The sequence below is a fragment of the Exiguobacterium sp. s101 genome, from assembly GCF_018617835.1.
In the GTDB taxonomy this organism is placed as follows: Bacteria; Bacillota; Bacilli; order Exiguobacteriales; family Exiguobacteriaceae; genus Exiguobacterium; species Exiguobacterium marinum.
Window position 1 is genome coordinate 1 of record NZ_JACSKX010000013.1, and the last position, 20,352, is coordinate 20,352.

Below are 20,352 nucleotides of genomic sequence, written 5' to 3' on the forward strand. Positions count from 1 at the left end.
ATATAGCTCTTAAATTGACGAAGCTTGCGCTTCATTCAAAAATTGTAAAACTTATTTTTGCCTCATCGTTCAGTTTTCAAAGTTCGTCTGCCGCTCTTAGCGACTCATTTATAGTAACACCTGTATTTATATCCGTCAACTATAAAAATAAAGTTTTTTGAAAAAGAATAAATAAAGACAATTCCCATCTATTTTTATGAAAGGAATCGTCAGTTTCTTCTTATTGGAACGCTACAATCCAAACTTCATTCAAACGGGATAAATCATATTCATTTTGATTCGTATTTTCTATGACGATAGGCTGATCGATACAAGTCGTATATGCATGAATCTTCCCACGCACCCCGCTACTTAATAAAACGGACCGACCAATCTCATAAAATCCTAGTAAGGTAGCAAGAAGCGACAGCGCTTCTTCATCATATGCTTTGTTCTGACACATATAAAAATATGCTTCTTCTGGAGAGAGTGGTTTTCGAAACGTTCTTTGGGCCGTTAACTGACAAAAACGGTCCGCTACAATAAATAGAGGAGAAGCTGGATTTAGTTCGCGCTCTGTTAGACGTTTCGGAAACCCAGATCCATCTAGTCGTTCATGATGTTCTTCGATTAATTGATACACGCGTCCTCGTAACGTTTGAGTGCTTGGCAACATCGCTGCTGAGACAAGCGGATGTTGATACAAAAGTTCCCGCTCCATTTTTGTGAAATAACGCATATGAGACCATTTCCGAATTTTAGCATAACTTGCATCCGCAAAATAAGAAGCGATTCCATAATCAAATTGAAGTTGATGCTCATCACCTCGATACTTCGATAAGGCATGAGAAACGAGAGCTCGATAAATTGCATGATAAATAACATGGTTCTTTCGTAGGGGCTGATCTGTAAAGAAATGAACAACTGCTGACAACGGTACTTCTTGACGAAAGAGTTGATGAATGAATTCTAGAGCCTCATAAGGATTAGGGGCAATCCGTTCTTCCCATTGATTGTAATGCTTTTCATATTGAAGCACCTGGCCATATAAAATATCCTTTTCTTTTGAAGTGAGGGTCGTTCGTTCTACAGGCGCGACATCAATCTCTTCGATTTTTAAGAAACGGAGTAAACGAAGGTGTTCATTCGTCAAGTGAATTCCGGCCTCTAAGGAAGAAACTGGTGACAATAAAGTCATGCCAACATGTACAGTAGATAAGTTCAAACGCACGCGAATCCCTCCTATATATAGAAAAAAGGTCGAACGGAAACACCGCTCGACCTCTCGTCTTACTCATTCACATTAGACGATTTGTCAGGTTCAGGTGCTTCATCCTCAAACCCATTCTCCAAATCGACTGCTAATTCCTCTTCTAATTCATCTTTTTTCAGTTTAGCGATAGTCGCTAAACGATCGCCTTCTTCAATGTTCATCACTTTTACACCACGTGTGCTTCGACCCATCTGAGAAATCGTTTGCGAATCGATACGAATCGCGACCCCATGTTCTGTCATCAACATAATGTCATCATCTTCATCTACGATACGCATACCAACGACTGTCCCACGGTCTGTCTTAATTCCAATGATTCCGGAACCACCACGACCTTGTGTGCGGAATTGCTCCATGGCCGTACGTTTTCCGTATCCTTTTTCCGTGATGATCAAAACATCTTGTGTTGTTCGAACGATTTCCATTGAAACGACCAAATCGTCTTCTTTCTTCAAACGAATCGCGCGTACTCCTCGTGCCGTACGTCCCATCGAGCGAACTTCTCCTTCAAGTGGGAAGCGAATCGACATTCCTTGGCGTGTGACAATCAACATCTCATCGTCACTCTTCGCAAGACGGACCGTGACGAGTTCGTCTGTCTCATTCAAGCTAATAGCGCGGAGACCGTTTTTGTTGATTCGAGCGTATGCCGAGAGTGGGGAACGTTTGACCAAGCCCTCTTTTGTGATAAACACAAGAGACAACTGCTCATCTGCCACTTCTTCTGATTCATCCTCTGCCTCTTCTACTACCGTTTGGTTAGCCAAGTAACTGTTGAAATCGACCGGAATCATTGTTTCGACTTTTTCACCCTTGTCGATTTGAAGCAAGTTAATGATTGGCATTCCTTTCGCGGTACGGCTCATCTCAGGAATTTCGTATCCTTTGAGACGGAAGACGCGTCCAAAATTCGTAAAGAACAGGATGGTATCGTGTGTCGATGCTGAAAGCAAGCGAAGGACGAAATCTTCATCGTTCGTTCCCATTCCTTGTTTTCCACGTCCTCCGCGGCGCTGTGTCCGATAAGAATCCGATGGAATCGATTTGATATAGCCTTCACTCGTGAGCGTGATCATCATGTCACGAACCGGAATCAAATCCTCATCCTCAAGCTCGACGATATCTGTACGAATCACCGTACGACGTGCATCGCCATATCGTTCTTTGATTTCAAGCAGTTCGTTGCGGATAATATCGAGGAGCAACTCCTCATCTCCAAGAATCGCACGAAGTTCTTCAATCAACGCTTTCACTTCACGATATTCGCCTTCAATCTTCTCACGTTCCAATCCAGTCAAGCGTTGGAGGCGCATATCTAAGATTGCTTGCGTCTGTTCAGTCGAAAGTCCAAAACGGGCAATCAACTTTTCACGAGCCTCGTCACCTGTACGCGTACTACGGATGATGGAGATAACTTCATCCAAGTGATCCAAGGCAACACGAAGACCTTCTAAAATGTGAGCACGTGCTTCCGCTTTGTCCAAATCGAATTGCGTACGACGACGTACGACCTCTTTTTGGTGTTCGATGTAGTAATAAATCGCTTGTTTGATGTTCAACGTTTTTGGACGACCGCCTACAAGGGCGAGCATGTTGACCCCGAACGTCGTTTGCATCGGTGTTTGTTTGTATAAATTGTTTAAGATGACACTCGCATTCGCGTCGCGGCGAACCTCAATGACGATTCGCATCCCGTTCCGGTCCGATTCATCTCGTAAGTCTGTGATGCCCTCAATCTTTTTATCGCGGACCAAGTCGGCAATCTTTTCAACGAGACGTGCTTTGTTGACTTGGTAAGGAATCTCGTGCACGAGAATGCGCTCACGGCCATTTTTCAACGTCTCGATTTCGGCTTTCGCACGCATCGTAATCGACCCACGTCCGGTTTCATACGCACGACGAATTCCGCTACGTCCCAAAATCTCTCCCGCTGTCGGGAAGTCAGGACCTGGGATGTGTTGCATCAATTCAGCAATCGTAATGTCTGGATTGTGAGAAAGGGCCAAGACGCCATCGATGACTTCGTTCAAGTTATGTGGTGGAACGTTTGTCGCCATCCCAACGGCAATCCCGCTCGTTCCGTTCACAAGGAAGTTTGGGAATCGAGCCGGGAGTACGACCGGTTCTTTTTCTTCACCATCGAAGTTCGGTTGATAATCGATTGTGTTTTTTCCGATGTCTCGTACGAGTTCCATCGCAATTTTAGACATTCGTGCCTCGGTATAACGCATCGCAGCGGCTGAATCACCATCGACTGAACCAAAGTTCCCATGACCGTCGACTAATTCATAACGATAACTGAAATCTTGAGCCATACGGACCATTGTCTCGTAAACGGCTGAATCACCGTGAGGGTGGTACTTACCGATTACATCCCCGACGACGCGCGCCGACTTTTTATGTGGCTTGTCCGCACGAATCCCAAGCTCGTTCATCGCATATAAAATACGACGGTGAACCGGCTTCAATCCATCTCGCACGTCCGGAAGGGCACGTGATACGATGACACTCATCGCATAGTCCATGAATGACGTCCGCATCTCTTGGCTAATATTTATATCCTTGATATTTTCTTGTTCTGCCATTCGTTATTGCCTACCCTTCTTATTAAATATCGAGGTTCTTCACGTAATGGGCGTGAGATTGAATAAAGTCACGGCGTGGCTCGACGTTGTCACCCATGAGTGTTTCGAAGATTTCATCCGCTTCAATCGCATCTTGAAGATCGACACGGAGCATCGAACGCGTTTCTGGGTTCATTGTCGTATTCCATAACTGCTCAGGGTCCATTTCTCCAAGACCCTTGTAACGTTGAACGCTATAACGTGCATTTTCAGGAAGTTGTGCAATCGTAGCTTGCAACTCACGCTCGTTTTGAACGTAGGTTGTTTCTTTACCATGCTTCACACCATAGAGCGGTGGTTGTGCGATATAAACATATCCACTTTCAACGAGTGGGCGCATATAACGATAGAAGAACGTCAACAATAGCGTCCGAATGTGTGCACCATCGACATCGGCATCGGTCATGATAATCAATTTGTGATAGCGCGCTTTTGATAAATCGAACTCGTCCGCAATCCCTGTTCCAAGAGCCGTGATGATCGTCCGGACTTCTTGGTTGGCCAAAATCTTATCAAGACGTGCTTTCTCGACGTTGATGATTTTACCTCTAATCGGCAAAATCGCTTGGAAGTGACGGTCACGTCCAGACTTCGCTGAACCACCCGCCGAGTCACCCTCGACGATGTACAATTCAGACTTCGATGCGTCTTTTGAAGAACAGTCGGCCAATTTCCCTGGCAATGAACTGACTTCGAGTATTCCTTTACGACGCGTCATCTCTCGTGCCCGCTTCGCTGCAAGGCGTGCGCGTGCCGCCATCAAACCTTTATCGACAATGAGTCGACCGACCGATGGGTTCTCGAGCAGGAATTGTTCGAACGTATCGCTGAACAACGTGTCCGTTGCCGTCCGTGCATCGGCATTCCCGAGTTTAGTTTTCGTTTGCCCTTCAAATTGAGGAGAAGGGTGTTTGACCGAGACAATCGCCGTCAATCCTTCACGGACATCGTCTCCGGAAAGACTACCATCGGCTTCTTTCATCAATCCGAACCGTTTCGCATAATCGTTGATGGAACGTGTGAGGGCTGTTTTAAATCCAGTCTCGTGTGTTCCCCCCTCATGCGTCGGAATATTGTTCGTGAACGAATAGATGTTACTAGCAAAGCCTTCGTTGTACTGAAGTGCAATTTCCACTTCGATTCCGTCTTTTGTGCCGTGTACATACACAGGTTCTTCATGAATCGAAGCTTTCGAACGGTTCAAGTGCTCAACGTAAGATTTGATTCCACCCTCATAGTGATAATTGCGCTCGATCGTCTCATCACTACGATCATCTTTTGCAACGATTCGTAGTCCCTTATTCAAAAAGGCAAGCTCACGTAGACGTGTCGCCAACAGATCAAAGTCATACTCGAGAGTTTCTTGGAAGATGTCTCCGTCTGGGAAGAAGCGGACAGTCGTCCCTGTCGTATCTGTCGTCCCGACGATCTCGAGTTCACCCTGTGGAACACCTCGCTTAAACGCTTGGTAATACACATTTCCATCGCGACGAACGAACACTTCAAGCTTTGTCGATAAGGCGTTAACAACCGACGCCCCGACACCGTGAAGACCTCCAGATACTTTATATCCGCCACCGCCGAACTTACCCCCCGCATGCAACACTGTGAATATAACTTCAACGGCAGGTCTACCTGTTTTCTTTTGAACGTCGACTGGAATTCCGCGCCCATTATCTTCGACAACAATCGAGTTTCCTGGCTCAATCGTCACTGTGATTGTGTCACAGTAACCTGCAAGCGCCTCATCGATGGAGTTATCGACAATTTCCCATACTAAATGGTGGAGACCGCGAGAACTTGTGGAACCGATATACATCCCTGGACGTTTACGAACAGCTTCTAAGCCTTCAAGGACTTGAATCTGATCGGCGCCGTACGCTTGCAATTCTTTTTCATTTTCATTTCTCATCGGTTATTTTCACCTACTATACATGTTTTGGTGTTCCTTTTTGACACGATCACATTGACTCTATTTCAACTTCACCTTGTTTCACGTGAAACACTTTGGCTTGTTGAATCGTTTCATGTGCAATCCCATCAATGTTTGTTGTTGTCAAAATTGTTTGTACTTTCCGTCCCATCGTATCGAGGAGATGGGTTTGGCGATGATCGTCAAGCTCAGATAACACATCGTCTAATAACAACAGAGGATACTCGCCTACTTCTTCATGAATCAACTCAATTTCAGCTAGCTTCAATGACAAGGCCGCCGTTCGTTGCTGACCTTGTGAACCGAACGTTTGAACATTTCGATTGTTGACGTACAATTCAAAATCGTCGCGATGTGGACCAAACAAGGTCACACCTCTTCGTCGTTCGTTCTCTCTTATTTTATCAAACTTTTGACGATACGTTTCAAACATCTGTTCTTTTGAGAAGCGTTCTTTTTGGAACGTATCCGAAACGTATTGAATTGTCAGTGTTTCCAGTTCTCTCGTAATCCCAGAATGAATCGGATTAGCCCATTTTTCGAGCTGGTCGATGAAATGATAGCGTCTCATCACGATTTTCACAGCGAGTTCAATCAATTGATCCGTTAACACCTCTAGTAACGTCTCATCGCCACCTTTTGCGGATAACTGCTTCAACAAGGCGTTTCGCTGTTTCAGCGTCTTCAAGTATTGATTGAGTTCATGTAAGTACACCGGACTGACCTGACCGATTTCCATATCTAAAAATCGCCGTCTCCCTTGTGGACTGCCTTTCACGATGGCTAAGTCTTCAGGCGCGAACAAGACGACGTTAAATGCGCCGACATAGTCACTGAGACGACGTTGTTCTAAATGATTGAGCTTTGCTTTCTTTCCTTTAGGAGAAAATGAGAGACTTTGTACTGCTTCACCAGTACGTTTATGAATCCGTCCTTCGATACTCGCAGCGTCAGCTTCCCATCCGATTAATTCACGGTCTTGTGTCGTCCGATGCGATTTCGCCAGCGCAAGTACGTAAATCGATTCGAGAAGATTCGTTTTCCCTTGGGCATTCTCACCAATTAGAACATTCGTCTGTTCTGAAAAATCTAGCTCGAGGGTTTCGTAGTTGCGATAGTTTTGCAATCGGATCGACTTTAAATGCACGTCAATTTCCCTCGATTTGATATTCCCCGAAGCCTTCGACTTCGATTGTATCTCCATCTCTTAATTTACGGCCACGGCGTTGATCTTGCTCACCGTTTACTTTAATCATGACATCCTCTAAAAAGAACTTCGCTTGTCCCCCACTCGAGATGATGTCTGCTAATTTTAAAAATTGTCCGAGTGTCACATACTCGGTTGTAATCGACACTTTTTCCATGTCGTCACTCCCTTTCCCATATGCTGATCTGAAAAAATCGCCATACATATTAGTTTATCGAAAATCGTCGAATAAGGCAAAAAGAGGGATGATAAGGTAAGACACCTCATCATCCCTATCCGCAGCTTACGATGTACGGACTGGCAAAATCAGTTGAAGAACGCTATCTTGTTCAACCGGTCGTAAAATGAACGGTCGCATCGAACCAGTGAACTGGATTTCGATTTCAGATGCATCGAGTGCCCGAAGTGCGTCCATCACGAATTTTGAGTTAAAGGAAATTTTTAGTTCTTCCCCTTCAAGCGATAAAATACTGACACGTTCAGACACTTTCCCGACTTCTGGTGAGTGTGAAGACACTTCAACTGCCGTTGTATCTTCCGCTACAAATTTAATGACGTTGTTGCGGTCTGCACGTGCCAAGAGTGAAGCACGATCAATGGCTTGTAAGAATTCTTTCGCGTTCATGCGTACCGCAGTACGATATTCTTCTGGAATGAGACGTGACGTATCAGGATACGCACCGTCTAACAAGCGAGAGAAGAATGAGATGTTCTTCATTCGGAACAAAATCTGTTGATCTGTGAGGACGATCTCAATCGGTAATTCTTCGCGGTCGAGTAACTTTGCCAATTCGTTAAGTGAACGACCTGGAACGACGACATTTTGGAACGTTAAATCATTATCCGTCTCAAAGCGGGCACGACGAAGTGCCAATCGGTGACTGTCCGTTGCGACACATGTAAGGAATCCTTTCTCAGCTGAGAAGTTGACTCCAGTTAATACTGGGCGTGTCTCTTGTGATGAAACAGCAAAACTCGTTTGACGAATGATCGTCTTCAAAAGATCGGCCGGTAAGTAGAACCGACGGTCACTTGCAAGTTCCGGTAGACGAGGGTATTCGTCCGGGTCGAGTCCATTCAAGTGAAACTCCGCCTGTCCAGACTCAATTCGAGTCATGAAGTTCGGAGATACTTCGAGGGTGACTTCATTTGTCGGTAACTTCTTCACGATTTCTCCTAAGAAGCGGGCGTTTAAAACGACACTTCCGGCACGTTGAATTTGAATGAGTTCAATTCCACCCTCTTCGATTGGAATCAAGCGTTCAATCGAAATTTCGGTGTCACTTCCTGTCAGTGTCAAACCGTCCGCATGTGCTTCAAGTTTTAATCCTGTCAAAATTGGAATTGTTGTACGTGAAGCCACAGCTTTTGATACATCTTGTACTGCTTGCATAAATACATCTCGTTGAATCGTTAAATGCATGTGGATAATTCCTCCTAAGGTGAAATGAGTCAATTTCCTAATGATAATAATAGTATTAATTAAGTCATAATAGTAGTAAGGGCTGTGGATACTGGGGATAAGTCCCTTTAAGCCTACGTATAAAGCCATTCCGCTTGTGAATAACTTGTGGATAACTAAGGTGGTTTATCCACAGGATATCCACAGAGAATTCTTCATTAGTTAGACAGTGCCTTTTTCAACGTTTGAATCGTCTCTTGCATTTCCACATCGTTTTTCAGGAGTGTACTAATCTTTTCATGGGCATGAATCACAGTCGTATGATCGCGTCCTCCAAACTCCTCCCCGATTTTAGGCAAGGAGCTCTCCGTCATCTCTCGAGACAAATACATCGCAATCTGGCGTGGAAATGCCAGTGTTTTAGTACGCTTTTTCGAATTTAATTCTTCTACTTGAATGTTGAAGTGTTGACTGACAATTTCTTGAATGTCATGAATGACTATCTTCTTCGCTTCCTGAACGGGCATGATATTATGAAGCGCTTCAGCTGCAACGTCCGGATCAATTGGTCGTCCGACTAGTTTTGCGTAAGCGACGACACGTGTCAATGCCCCTTCTAGCTCACGAATGTTCGTATCGATTTGATTAGCGATATAAAGCATGACTTCATTAGAGATATCAAGACCTTCAGCAGTCGCTTTTTTACGAAGAATCGCAATACGTGTCTCGAGGTCTGGCGGCGTGATATCCGTAATCAGCCCCCATTCGAAACGCGAGCGCAGCCGATCTTCTAATGTTGGAATTTCTTTCGGTGGTCGATCACTTGAAATCACAATTTGTTTTTGATCGTTGTGTAACGCGTTGAAAGTGTGGAAAAACTCTTCCTGAGTCTGCTCTTTCCCTGCTAAGAACTGAATATCATCAATGAGCAGCACATCGATATTCCGATAGCGATTACGGAACTCACCAGTTTTGTTGTCCCGGATCGAGTTGATAAATTCGTTCGTAAATTTTTCAGAGGAAACATAGGCAATTCGAGCTCCCGGTTTTTGAGCTTTTACGTAATGACCGATTGCATGCATCAAATGCGTCTTCCCAAGTCCGACGCCTCCATAAATGAATAGTGGATTATACGCGCGTGCAGGTGCTTCGGCGACAGCGAGAGATGCTGCATGGGCAAATCGGTTCCCTGAGCCGATGACAAATGTCTCGAAAATGTATTTGTCATTCAGTTGTCCAAGATCCCCTTCCTCTTTTGAAGGTAATGGTAAGGGTTGTTCTTTTGTTTCTGTCACAGCAATTGATTCATGAGATCCATCAGCTGGAGCATACTTGTGTGCTTGAGATTCTTCAATAAAATGAATTTCAAGTTTGTTATTTGTGATCTCTTCGACTGTATCTTGTAAAAGAGATAGATACTGCCGCTCTAACCATGTAACGATAAAACTAGCAGGTGCCGACACGACGAGTGTCGTTCCCATCAAGGATATTCCTTCGGTTGATTTTAACCACATGTCAAAACTAGCTTTTGGCGTTCGTTCTTCTTCTTCGATTACCGATAAGACATTTCTCCAAATCTCGCGAGCATTCTTCAATAAAAGACCTCCTTTACTCACATGTTAGGTAAAACTTATTCACACGATATACACATACACTATTTTATAGTAGAAACTAGGGTTATCCCCAGAGAACAAAAACTGTGGATAAAGTTATCCACATGGTGTTCATTATGGGGATAACACTTATCCACAGCCTGTGTATATCTTGGAATCACGAATTGTTCATCCACAAGTTTGTGCACATTCAGTTTAGCAAAATAAAATAGACGTGGCAATGCTTTTTGGTATTTATCCACAGATTAAGAAAAGTATCCACACCCACTTATCCACATGCTGTGTAGTTTGTGGATATGTTGTGGATAACAACGTATTCGTGTATGAAAGAATAAAAAAGTTATGCACAAAAGAGGAAGAAGGGAACTGTAGAAATGTTTTTGTAAAAGAAGAAAACGAAAAAATGAAGAATTTAATTATGAAAAAAGAGGAGTTATTCACATATAAATGTGGATAACTTCAAGTGATTGTGGATAAAATGGCTTAACATCAATATTTATAAAGACCATTTATAAAATGTGTAAAGGTTGTGTATGAATTTTTTCCTCTACTAGCATATGAACTAGATCAATTTCACCTTCAAGTAGAGATTTCAGAACGCTTTCTTCGTTGAATTCGAAAACTGCTCGAAAATACATTGACAATTGGTGAAACGATTTATATAATCTTAAAGACTGCCTTAAATGAAACTATAACTTGCTAATAGAGCGTTAATCTTGAGGAGGTGCTGTAACCATGAAACCAACTTTCAATCCTAACAACCGTAAGCGTAAGAAAGTCCACGGATTCCGTGCACGCATGGCGACTAAAAACGGTCGTAACATTCTTGCTGCTCGTCGTCGTAAAGGCCGCAAAGCCTTGACTGTATAATTTCGAATAAAAATTGCCCGGGGATCCTGTCCTCGGGCAATTTTTTAGTTCGTCACAGAAACGTAGCATTTCATCGATTCTCCCTCGTTCAAATGATGCGGATATGATATGATGTTAGTTGACGATTTTTGAAGCGAAGGATGGAGTGAGAATTTTGAAAAAAGAATACCGCCTGCAAAAGAATGAAGAGTTCCAAGCGGTGTTTCGCGAAGGACGCTCCGTGGCCAATCGTCAGTTTGTCGTCTACACGCTCAAAGCGGATCAAGCGCATTTCAGAGTGGGCCTTTCCGTCAGTAAAAAGCTTGGCAATGCTGTGGAACGGAACCGTATGAAACGATTGATGCGTGAGTCGCTTCGCTTGCTCGAACCAAACGTTGCACCAAATGATTATGTCATCATCGCCCGGAAGCCTGCGACTGCATTAACGCAGTCGGAAGTGACCGAGAGTTTGAAACACGTATTCAAACGGTCGAAAGTTTGGCAAAAGCAAGGCCGGTGACCATGACAATCTGAATTTGTTCTCTCATATAATCAGAGTCTTATAAGATTGCCCGATAGACGTGTGCGTTAAAAAAGAATTGATAATGAAAGTGTAGGAGGAATTATGAGCAAAAAGCTAAAATTAGGATTACTCGCTGCCATGACTGCGGTCATCATGCTGATGGCAGGCTGTGTGGATCCGTCTACCATCCAAGCCGAACCAGTTACGGCTGACACAGAAGGTTTCTGGGCGAAGTACTTTGTATGGCCGCTCGCATGGCTTTTGAAGGAAGTTGCTTACTTAGTAGGTGGCCCTTGGCAATACGGGATTTCAATCATCATCGCGACAATCATCGTTCGCTTGTTGATTCTCCCACTCATGATCAAGCAGACGAAGAGTATGGGTGCGATGCAGGTCTTGCAACCAGAAATGCTGAAGCTTCGTGAAAAGTACAGCTCGAAAGACCAAGAAACACAACGTAAACTCCAAGAAGAGATGATGAAACTTTATCAAGAGTATCAAATCAACCCGCTCGCAGGGTGTTTGCCAATCTTGATTCAAATGCCAATTCTCTTCGCGTTCTACGATGCGATTCGTCGTACACCTGAGATTTTTGAGGCGAACTTCTTATGGTTTGACCTCGGTGCTCCGGACCCGACGTTCGTCTTGCCGATCTTAGCGGCAATCTTGACGTTTGCACAACAAAAAATCTCAATGGCGGGTCAAGAACAGAACCCACAATTGAAAATGATGCTCTATATCTTCCCGGTCATGATCTTTATCATGTCAATCAACCTTCCAGCTGCCCTCTCATTGTACTGGGTAGTCGGATATATCATTTCGATCATCGTCACGATGGCAATCATGCTCCCGATGCGTGAGAAGATGAAGGTAGCAGCAGAAGCGAAAATCGCTGCAAAAGAAGCAGAGCGTGCAGCTCTTGCTGAAGAAGAAAAGAAAAACAAAAAGAAAAAGCGTAAATAATCATTAAGCTGGGTGTCTCATGACACTCAGCTTTTTTTTGTGGGGTTGCGTGTCGATGAGACGGGAATACAGAAAGAAAAAAATAAAAAAAGGAGGTGTAGAAAAATGGAAGCATTCATTCACCGCTTGGAGCGATCGACATTATGGCAAGCTGTCATTTATTTTGTGCTCGGTGTTCTTATTCTGCTGTACCCTCGCTTTTTCTTTGATGTTATGGTGTATGTGATTGCCGGATATTTGGCCATTATGGGTATATGGATGGTTTTTCAAGGCATCTGCAGGCGACAGGAAGGTTTACCACCATCTTTCTTTATGGAGGTCATTTATTTGATATTGGGGGCGGTTGTCTTCTTCTTCGCAGAGACGTTAGCGAGCCTTCTTCCGATTTTAATCGGAGCACTGTTTTTATTTGGTGGAATCATTCGCCTGATTCAAGCGCTTGGATACCGTCAATCGATGGCAGGGCGATGGCTCTGGTTTTTGATTAGAAGTATATTGTGGATTGGTGTCGGGATTCTCATGTTGACGAATCCATTTAGCAGTCTGCTCGTCCTGTTTCAACTGTTCGGTGGAATTCTCATCGCTATTGCTGTGCTAGAACTCGTTCTCTATTTCACGATTCGCTCGACGAAACGGCAAACACGTTACTAAAGAACAAGCTGCCCTATTCACAGGGGCGGCTTGTTTCTCGTTGAATCAACTGTTCCATGAACGGTCCGAATACGTTATAACCGGGTAATGTCGAGAAGAACGGTTGCTCCTCTTTGAGTCGCTCGATAGACATGCGGGCGGCCTTTTCGTGCGAAGCGGGGGTCAATTGGTCATAAAACGAATGTAAATCGATTGTTTGTCGCTGTGCCACATCTTTTAAGCCGAGCGATGCCCGTTCAGGTGTGTGGTGGGTGGCTAACACATATGCGAAATGAACCATCCCTTGCCGAAGCATCTCGGTCGCCCAGATGCCGTTACCTCGATTGCGAGATTTCGTATATTGGAAAAAGAACCAAACGGTATCAAACGCATGATCACTCGTCGACACATCATCTAACTGCAAAGAACTTTCATGTGCGGAGAGAAGGTGAGCCGGATCATAGAGCACATGAATCGAGTCTTGGTGATTCAACGAATCTATCGTGACGGTGAACAGGTCGACGTGAAGAAAATCATCGTATACGACAATGAGTTGTGGGGCGACGATGTGAATCTCATCTTTCAACAAGATTGGGCGATACGCAAGGAGGTGCTCGAGACGTCTTGACAGGAAGGATATCTCTTGGTCGGGCTGAACCATTACATAGAGGTCCACATCGGAATGTTCATCTTCTTCTCCTCGACCGAACGAACCTTTCACAAAGACGGCTTGAACCGCTTCGTCCTGCTTAAGTCGTTCGGTGATAACTTGAATCGCTGTCTGTTGTTTCACATTCATACCCTCTCTTCTATGTAAATATATTCCTTTATTTTACGAAAATAATGGGAAGATTCGCAATGACTTTATTGATGGGCGAACGCTTTCGTTCAAGTCGAATATCGTGTATAGTAGGTTCGTTATGCATATGATAGAAGAAGATGTTTAGGTTTGGAGGGAGAAAGATGCTAGAGTTTGACACGATTACAGCGATTTCGACACCGATGGGTGAAGGTGCTATCGGGATTGTCCGATTATCGGGCGATTTGGCGGTCGAAACGGTTAACAATGTGTTTTCTGGAAAAGACTTAACAACAGTCGATTCACATACCATTCATTATGGAACATTGAAACGTCCTGAAACGGGCGAGGTCGTAGATGAAGTCATGGTCAGTATCATGCGCGCGCCAAAGACGTTTACTCGGGAAGATGTCGTCGAGATCAATTGTCACGGAGGCGTCGTGGCGGTCAATCGTGTCCTGGAGCTCATTCTCGATCAATCCGATATCCGCTTAGCAGAACCGGGCGAGTTCACAAAACGCGCTTTTTTGAATGGTCGTATCGATTTATCTCAAGCAGAAGCGGTCATGGACCTGATTCGAGCGAAGACCGATCGGGCGATGAACGTTGCGATGTCTCAAATGGAAGGACGATTATCACGACTCGTTCGTGAGTTACGCCAACAATTACTCGAGACGATTGCGGCAGTCGAGGTCAACATCGACTATCCGGAATATGATGCAGAAGAGATGACACAGGCTATCGTCGAAGAGAAGGCTGGCGAAGTCAAGCACATCCTTGAGCAGTTGCTTGAGACAGCAAAGCAAGGGAAAATCTTACGTGAAGGTTTGGGCACGGCGATCATCGGGCGACCGAACGTCGGAAAGTCCTCACTCATGAATACGCTTGTTCAAGAGACGAAGGCAATTGTCACAGAAATCGCTGGGACGACGCGTGATACGATTGAGGAATACGTCAATGTGAAAGGCGTTCCGCTCAAATTGATCGACACGGCAGGGATTCGGGAAACGGAAGATATCGTGGAACGAATCGGTGTAGAGAAGTCGAGGAAGGCATTGGAAGCTGCGGACTTGGTCCTTCTCGTCTTGAACGGTTATGAAGGATTGACAGTTGAGGATGAGGCGTTGTTTGAAGCGGTCAAAGACATGAATGCCATCATTATCATCAATAAGACGGACTTGCCACAAAACATGGATTCTTCTAAGCTAGAGAAACTAGCGGCAGGACGTCCGATTGTGGCGACGTCGCTCTTACTAGATGAGGGAATCGATGCGCTTGAAGCGGCCATTGCAAACCTCTTCTTCGCAAAAGGCGTCGAGTCGCAGGATATGACATATATCTCGAACGCTCGACACATTCAGTTAATCAAACGAACGATTGGCCAAATTGATGAGGCGCTCGGCAGTGCCGTCATGAATATGCCGATCGATATGGTCCAAATCGATTTACGTCGTGCGTGGGATACGCTCGGTGAAATCAATGGAGATACCGTACAAGAGAGCTTGATTGACCAGCTCTTTTCACAATTTTGTCTTGGGAAATAATAAGGAGGAACGAATATGGCTTATACGGCAGGCGAATTTGACGTCATCGTCATCGGGGCCGGGCACGCAGGGATCGAAGCGGCACTCGCATCGGCTCGAATGGGTGCGAAAACAGCGATGCTGACGATGAACCCGGACATGGTCGGGTTCATGTATTGTAACCCGTCAATCGGTGGACCGGCGAAAGGGATTGTCGTACGTGAAATCGATGCGCTCGGTGGTGAGATGGGTCGTGCGATTGACGCGACATACATTCAAATGAAGATGCTCAACACATCGAAAGGTCCGGCGGTACGTGCGTTACGAGCACAGGCGGACAAATTCCAATACCAAAATCATATGAAGAAAGTGCTAGAAGACGAGCCGAATCTACTTCTTCGTCAGGCACTCGTTGAACGCTTGTTGATTGAGGACGGGGTAGTACGCGGCGTGGTAACGAACACGGGTTCAGAATATCGCGCGAAAGCTGTCATCGTCACAACAGGAACGTTCATGCGTGGTCAAATCATCATCGGTGAATTGGCCTATGAAAGCGGTCCGAACAACCAGATGCCATCGGTCGAGCTGTCGAAGCATCTAGAAGAGCTCGGTCTCGACTTGGTTCGATTCAAAACGGGGACACCACCACGAATCGACGGAAAGACAATCGATTACTCGAAGACGGAGATTCAGCCAGGAGACGAGAATCCATCATTCTTCTCGTACACATCGACGGATTTGAACCCAATCGAACAAATTCCATGCTGGCTCACATACACGAGTGAGCGGACGCATCAGTTGATTGATGAGAACCTCCATCGTTCACCGATGTATTCGGGCGCGATCAAAGGGACGGGACCACGTTATTGCCCATCGATCGAAGATAAGGTCGTTCGATTTAACGATAAACCGCGTCACCAAATCTTCTTGGAGCCAGAAGGTCGCGACACAGAAGAAATTTACGTCCAAGGCTTCTCGACGAGTATGCCAGAAGACGTGCAGCATCAAATGCTTCGGACAATCCCAGGTCTTGAAAACTCAGAGATGATGCGTCCGGGTTATGCGATCGAGTACGATGCGGTCGTACCGACTCAACTTTGGCCAACTCTCGAAACAAAAGCAGTCCCAGGTCTCTTCACAGCGGGACAAATCAATGGGACGAGTGGTTATGAAGAAGCGGCCGGACAAGGCATCATGGCGGGAATCAACGCCGCATGCAAAGTGCTCGGTAAAGACTCTGTCATCTTGGACCGTTCGCAAGCGTATATCGGCGTCTTGATCGATGACCTCGTGACGAAAGGAACGAACGAACCGTATCGTCTACTCACTTCGCGTGCCGAATATCGTCTCTTGTTGCGTCATGACAACGCGGACTTGCGACTTAGCGACATCGGGTATGAGATCGGATTACTTTCAGAAGGTCGTCATGCCCACCTCAACGAGAAGCGTGTAGCGATTGAAAAAGAAGTGAAGCGACTTGCGTCACTTGTCGTTAAATCGACACCTGAAGTCAATGCGATGCTCGAATCACTCGGTGCACACCCGCTCAAAGAAGCGACGCATGCCAACATCTTGTTGAAACGTCCGGAAGTATTTTATGAAGCGCTCATGACGGTCGTTCCATCAACAGAAGAATTGTCGTTTGAAGTGAAAGAGCAAGTTGAGATTCAAGTGAAGTATGAAGGCTATATTTCCAAACAGCTTGAACAAGTCGAGAAGATGCGTCGTATGGAAGAAAAACGAATCCCAGAAAACTTGGATTACGATGCGATCGGTGGTCTCGCGACAGAAGCAAAACAAAAACTAAAACAAGTTCGTCCCCTTTCGATCGGACAAGCGTCACGCATCTCAGGCGTAAACCCGGCAGACGTGTCAATCTTGCTCGTCTACATCGAACAAGGACAATACGCAACGGTGGAGTGAAACGATGAACGAATCTCAATTTATTGAAGCGTTACGAGCTGAAGGGTTTGAATTGAATGAGACACAACTCACTCAGTTCAAACGCTACTTCGAAATGCTTGTCGAATGGAACGAAAAAATGAATTTAACAGCCATCACAGATCAGGAAGAAGTGTATTTGAAACACTTTTATGATTCGCTCAGCGCAGCGTTTCACTTCGATTTCACGAAAGTCGAAACGGTATGTGATGTCGGGGCGGGGGCGGGATTCCCGAGTCTTCCTCTTAAAATTTTATTTCCGCACTTACACGTCACAATCATCGATTCATTGAATAAGCGCATCACGTTCTTAAACGAGTTGGCCCTTGCCCTCGGACTTGAGGGTGTCGCTTTCCATCATGGGCGGGCCGAAGAGTTCGGGAAAAATAAAAAGTTCCGTGAACAGTTTGATGTCGTCACAGCGCGTGCGGTTGCCCGCATGACCGTGTTGGCGGAATACTGTTTACCACTCGCGAAAGTAGGCGGAAGCTTCGTTGCGCTTAAAGCGGCCAAGGTTTCTGACGAGATGGCAGATGCAAAAAACGCTTTAGCTGTTTTAGGCGGAAAAGAAAAATCGACACACCAGTTTCTATTGCCAGGAGAGATGAGTGAGCGTAATATCGTAGTTGTAGATAAACTACGAAAAACGCCCGGGAAATATCCGCGTAAAGCGGGGACGCCGGCGAAAGAGCCACTTATCTGATGATGTCGTTTCACGTGAAACAAAAGCAGATTCCAGTGGTGGAGTCTGCTTATTTTTTTACATAAAAAGGGGTGCCCGACGTTGAAGAATAGATTTGCGAAATTGTTCGGTGTGAATCGAAAAGACGAAGTTGCCGTGACTCAGATTGCGGAAGTTCGAGCGGATGACACGGTACAGGAACTCTCGTTATCACGATTACGTCCCAACCGTTACCAACCACGTAAAGTGTTTGAACCGGCTAAAATTGAAGAACTGGCAACGACGATTTCGGAACACGGGCTGCTTCAACCAATCGTGGTCCGAAAGGCAGACGGGGACTGCTATGAAATCATTGCCGGAGAGCGTCGCTTCCGAGCGGTGAAATCTCTCGGTTGGTCAGCAATCCCGGCAATCGTTCGCGATATGGACGATGATACGACAGCCGCACTCGCCCTGATTGAAAACTTGCAGCGTGAGCAGTTGAGCCCAATCGAAGAGGCAGAAGCATACGATCGTTTACTTGCCTTGAACGGCTTGACTCAAGATGCGCTCGCGAAGAGTTTAGGGAAGAGTCAGTCGACGATTGCCAATAAGTTGCGTTTGTTGAAATTACCTGAGGATGTAAAACAGTCGCTTCGCGATCGTCGGATCAATGAACGACATGCGCGTGCACTGCTACCGTTAAAAGAAGAAGGATTACAACTCCAAGTTCTCGCTGAAGTATTGGAGCAAGACTTCAACGTCAAGGAGACGGAAGAGCGAGTCGCCTTTTTGACAACGCCAATCGAGGAAGAAAAGCGTAAGCCAAAAAAACAACGTCGTCGGACGAAGAGTTTTGCGCGCGACACGCGAATCGCCATTAACACGATTCGTGACTCAATCGATTTGATTGGGAAAACAGGGATTGATGTCCAAACTGAAGAAGTAGACGAAGAGGAATTTGTTGAAATTCGAATTCGCATCCCGAAAGCGCGGCCTCAACAATGAGTCCGTGCTTTTTCATACGATGAAGGAGGTTTGTAGATGGAACGATTAGCCTTAAAATTCATTCGCCCAAACCCGAATCAGCCCCGGAAACAATTTGAGGTGGAAAAACTCGAAGAATTGCGTCAATCGATTGAGCGCTACGGGGTATTACAGCCGATTGTCGTTCGAAAAGCGACTGGATACTATGAAATCATCGCCGGAGAAAGGCGATTTCAGGCTGCGAAACTCGCCGGGCAAGAAGACATTCCCGCTTTAATCGTCACGGCCGACTCGGATCGGGTCATGGAACTAGCTTTGATCGAAAACATACAGCGAGCAGACTTGAACGCGATCGAAGAAGCGGTCGCATATGAACAATTGATGAAGACGCTAGGGCTGACGCAACAACAGTTGGCAGACCGTGTCGGGAAAAGTAGAAGCCACGTGACGAACAGCTTACGTTTGCTTCGCTTACCGAGTGCGGTTCAGCACGCGGTCATGGTCGGAGATTTAACGATGGGTCATGCGCGGGCCATTACAGGTGTGAAGTCGGAACAATTGATGGAACAGATTGCAAAACGCGTCATCACCGAGCATTGGACGGTCCGGCGCCTTGAGCGTTACTTACAAAAAGAGCGGACAGAAAAAAAGACGCTGAAGCAATCGAACGCAGATATCGAAGCGGTCGAAGCCGTGCTTGCAGAGCGTCTTCAAATGGATGTATCGATTCGCCCGCGCAGAAAAGGGGGCGTGTTGGAACTAAAATACTTTTCACAAGACGACCTCGAACAACTTTTGATGTTGCTGTCCCCTCAAGATTTTGATTCGTCCCGTGACTGACGAAGTCGTGTGATGGCGGCCTCTTCATGATGAAGACGTCCGATGCGTGCATCAAAGTCGACGAACCCGTCTGTAATGAAGCATGCGAGTTCATAAACGAGATGAAGGCGGGTATTCTGCAAAATCATCATTTCCATGAACCCGCTCACGTTTACGACGGCTTTTATATTATAAGCGCCTACTGCCGGAAGTTCTTTTTGAACACCCGCGCCAGGGGCAAGTGGCCCTTCTGAGAAAAAGACATACCCGACACTCGACAAACGACCGAGGCAAGCATCAATGGCAATAATGAGCGGCTGATGAAAGCGTGTTTGAATCTCATGCAACGTTTCCACCAAGTTAAGCGCATGTACGGGCTTGGTTAACGTGCCGTAAACGTGTAAATTTCGGATGTGACGTTCTTCCAAGAACGTCCCGACGAGGGGACCGAGAGAATCACCGGTCGAACGGTCCGAACCGATGCAAATAAGGACGATGGGGCGATGGGCTTCATTGGCCAACTGTTCATGAAGCTGGTCTGCAAGCAGTCTGGATCCACTCCGCTCAGTGTGTTCAATGAAGAAGGAGTATGGTTTATGAGGTTTTAAGCGAAACGGCATGAATCT

At 45.7% G+C, this 20,352-nt stretch carries 18 protein-coding genes; 9 read left to right on the forward strand and 9 right to left on the reverse strand.

Features of this window, described 5'->3' with window-relative positions; all coding sequences use genetic code 11:
- Positions 1-220: 220 nt before the first annotated feature.
- The 7 genes from KNO76_RS11185 to dnaA form a co-directional block, all read right to left on the reverse strand.
- Positions 221-1,210 (reverse strand): HD-GYP domain-containing protein, encoded by a 990-nt coding sequence (locus KNO76_RS11185; protein WP_214885465.1) that lies wholly within the window; start codon positions 1,208-1,210, stop codon positions 221-223.
- Positions 1,211-1,269: 59 nt separating this feature from the next.
- On the reverse strand, positions 1,270-3,837 hold the full coding sequence (gene gyrA, locus KNO76_RS11190; protein WP_214885466.1) for a DNA gyrase subunit A: 2,568 nt from the start codon (positions 3,835-3,837) through the stop codon (positions 1,270-1,272).
- Between the two features lie 22 nt (positions 3,838-3,859).
- Positions 3,860-5,788, reverse strand: coding sequence for a DNA topoisomerase (ATP-hydrolyzing) subunit B (gene gyrB, locus KNO76_RS11195; RefSeq protein WP_214885468.1), 1,929 nt, complete (start codon positions 5,786-5,788; stop codon positions 3,860-3,862).
- Positions 5,789-5,837: 49 nt separating this feature from the next.
- Entirely contained in the window at positions 5,838-6,956 is a 1,119-nt protein-coding gene (recF, locus tag KNO76_RS11200) for a DNA replication/repair protein RecF (protein WP_214885470.1), read from the reverse strand.
- Between the two features lies 1 nt (position 6,957).
- Complete coding sequence (yaaA, locus tag KNO76_RS11205) at positions 6,958-7,173, reverse strand: S4 domain-containing protein YaaA (protein WP_015880213.1); 216 nt, start codon at positions 7,171-7,173, stop codon at positions 6,958-6,960.
- A 126-nt stretch (positions 7,174-7,299) separates the two neighbouring features.
- A complete protein-coding gene (gene dnaN, locus KNO76_RS11210) occupies positions 7,300-8,439 on the reverse strand; it encodes a DNA polymerase III subunit beta (protein ID WP_026824743.1) in 1,140 nt (379 codons plus the stop codon).
- Between the two features lie 197 nt (positions 8,440-8,636).
- Positions 8,637-10,013, reverse strand: a complete 1,377-nt coding sequence (gene dnaA / locus KNO76_RS11215; protein ID WP_214885477.1) for a chromosomal replication initiator protein DnaA — start codon at positions 10,011-10,013, stop codon at positions 8,637-8,639.
- 753 nt (positions 10,014-10,766) lie between these two features.
- Here dnaA and rpmH point away from each other — a divergent pair.
- The 4 genes from rpmH (at position 10,767) to KNO76_RS11235 (ending at position 13,017) form a co-directional block, all read left to right on the forward strand.
- Positions 10,767-10,901 (forward strand): 50S ribosomal protein L34, encoded by a 135-nt coding sequence (gene rpmH / locus KNO76_RS11220; protein ID WP_015880216.1) that lies wholly within the window; start codon positions 10,767-10,769, stop codon positions 10,899-10,901.
- A 154-nt stretch (positions 10,902-11,055) separates the two neighbouring features.
- Positions 11,056-11,400, forward strand: coding sequence for a ribonuclease P protein component (gene rnpA, locus KNO76_RS11225; RefSeq protein WP_214700767.1), 345 nt, complete (start codon positions 11,056-11,058; stop codon positions 11,398-11,400).
- Between the two features lie 105 nt (positions 11,401-11,505).
- On the forward strand, positions 11,506-12,366 hold the full coding sequence (yidC, locus tag KNO76_RS11230; protein ID WP_214700768.1) for a membrane protein insertase YidC: 861 nt from the start codon (positions 11,506-11,508) through the stop codon (positions 12,364-12,366).
- 105 nt (positions 12,367-12,471) lie between these two features.
- Entirely contained in the window at positions 12,472-13,017 is a 546-nt protein-coding gene (locus KNO76_RS11235) for an HdeD family acid-resistance protein (protein WP_214885478.1), read from the forward strand.
- A 13-nt stretch (positions 13,018-13,030) separates the two neighbouring features.
- On the opposite strand, the gene KNO76_RS11240 is transcribed toward KNO76_RS11235, so the two are convergent.
- Complete coding sequence (locus KNO76_RS11240) at positions 13,031-13,789, reverse strand: nucleotidyltransferase domain-containing protein (protein WP_214885479.1); 759 nt, start codon at positions 13,787-13,789, stop codon at positions 13,031-13,033.
- A gap of 170 nt (positions 13,790-13,959) precedes the next feature.
- Here KNO76_RS11240 and mnmE point away from each other — a divergent pair, with 170 nt between their 5' ends.
- The 5 genes from mnmE to KNO76_RS11265 all read left to right on the forward strand — a co-directional run bounded on the left by mnmE (position 13,960) and on the right by KNO76_RS11265 (position 19,747).
- Positions 13,960-15,339, forward strand: coding sequence for a tRNA uridine-5-carboxymethylaminomethyl(34) synthesis GTPase MnmE (mnmE, locus tag KNO76_RS11245; protein ID WP_214885480.1), 1,380 nt, complete (start codon positions 13,960-13,962; stop codon positions 15,337-15,339).
- Positions 15,340-15,354: 15 nt separating this feature from the next.
- Positions 15,355-17,241, forward strand: coding sequence for a tRNA uridine-5-carboxymethylaminomethyl(34) synthesis enzyme MnmG (gene mnmG, locus KNO76_RS11250; protein ID WP_214885481.1), 1,887 nt, complete (start codon positions 15,355-15,357; stop codon positions 17,239-17,241).
- 4 nt (positions 17,242-17,245) lie between these two features.
- Positions 17,246-17,962 carry a 16S rRNA (guanine(527)-N(7))-methyltransferase RsmG gene (gene rsmG / locus KNO76_RS11255; RefSeq protein ID WP_026824735.1) on the forward strand — a complete coding sequence of 239 codons (717 nt, stop codon included), beginning with the start codon at positions 17,246-17,248 and terminating at the stop codon, positions 17,960-17,962.
- An 81-nt stretch (positions 17,963-18,043) separates the two neighbouring features.
- Positions 18,044-18,928, forward strand: coding sequence for a nucleoid occlusion protein (gene noc / locus KNO76_RS11260; protein WP_214885485.1), 885 nt, complete (start codon positions 18,044-18,046; stop codon positions 18,926-18,928).
- Between the two features lie 36 nt (positions 18,929-18,964).
- Complete coding sequence (locus tag KNO76_RS11265; protein ID WP_026824734.1) at positions 18,965-19,747, forward strand: ParB/RepB/Spo0J family partition protein; 783 nt, start codon at positions 18,965-18,967, stop codon at positions 19,745-19,747.
- On the opposite strand, the gene yyaC is transcribed toward KNO76_RS11265, so the two are convergent.
- Positions 19,720-20,346, reverse strand: coding sequence for a spore protease YyaC (gene yyaC / locus KNO76_RS11270; RefSeq protein ID WP_214885487.1), 627 nt, complete (start codon positions 20,344-20,346; stop codon positions 19,720-19,722). The two genes, KNO76_RS11265 and yyaC, sit on opposite strands and share 28 nt — an antisense overlap.
- Positions 20,347-20,352: the final 6 nt, after the last annotated feature.

Bases quoted from the DNA above. Each gene is read 5' to 3' on its own strand.
- rpmH (WP_015880216.1), top strand. From the start codon at position 10,767: ATGAAACCAACTTTCAATCCTAACAACCGTAAGCGTAAGAAAGTCCAC.
- KNO76_RS11265 (WP_026824734.1), top strand. From the start codon at position 18,965: ATGGAACGATTAGCCTTAAAATTCATTCGCCCAAACCCGAATCAGCCC.
- yyaC (WP_214885487.1), bottom strand. From the start codon at position 20,346: ATGCCGTTTCGCTTAAAACCTCATAAACCATACTCCTTCTTCATTGAA.
- mnmE (WP_214885480.1), top strand. From the start codon at position 13,960: ATGCTAGAGTTTGACACGATTACAGCGATTTCGACACCGATGGGTGAA.
- dnaN (WP_026824743.1), bottom strand. From the start codon at position 8,439: ATGCATTTAACGATTCAACGAGATGTATTTATGCAAGCAGTACAAGAT.
- rsmG (WP_026824735.1), top strand. From the start codon at position 17,246: ATGAACGAATCTCAATTTATTGAAGCGTTACGAGCTGAAGGGTTTGAA.
- gyrA (WP_214885466.1), bottom strand. From the start codon at position 3,837: ATGGCAGAACAAGAAAATATCAAGGATATAAATATTAGCCAAGAGATG.
- mnmG (WP_214885481.1), top strand. From the start codon at position 15,355: ATGGCTTATACGGCAGGCGAATTTGACGTCATCGTCATCGGGGCCGGG.
- yidC (WP_214700768.1), top strand. From the start codon at position 11,506: ATGAGCAAAAAGCTAAAATTAGGATTACTCGCTGCCATGACTGCGGTC.
- gyrB (WP_214885468.1), bottom strand. From the start codon at position 5,788: ATGAGAAATGAAAATGAAAAAGAATTGCAAGCGTACGGCGCCGATCAG.
- KNO76_RS11235 (WP_214885478.1), top strand. From the start codon at position 12,472: ATGGAAGCATTCATTCACCGCTTGGAGCGATCGACATTATGGCAAGCT.
- yaaA (WP_015880213.1), bottom strand. From the start codon at position 7,173: ATGGAAAAAGTGTCGATTACAACCGAGTATGTGACACTCGGACAATTT.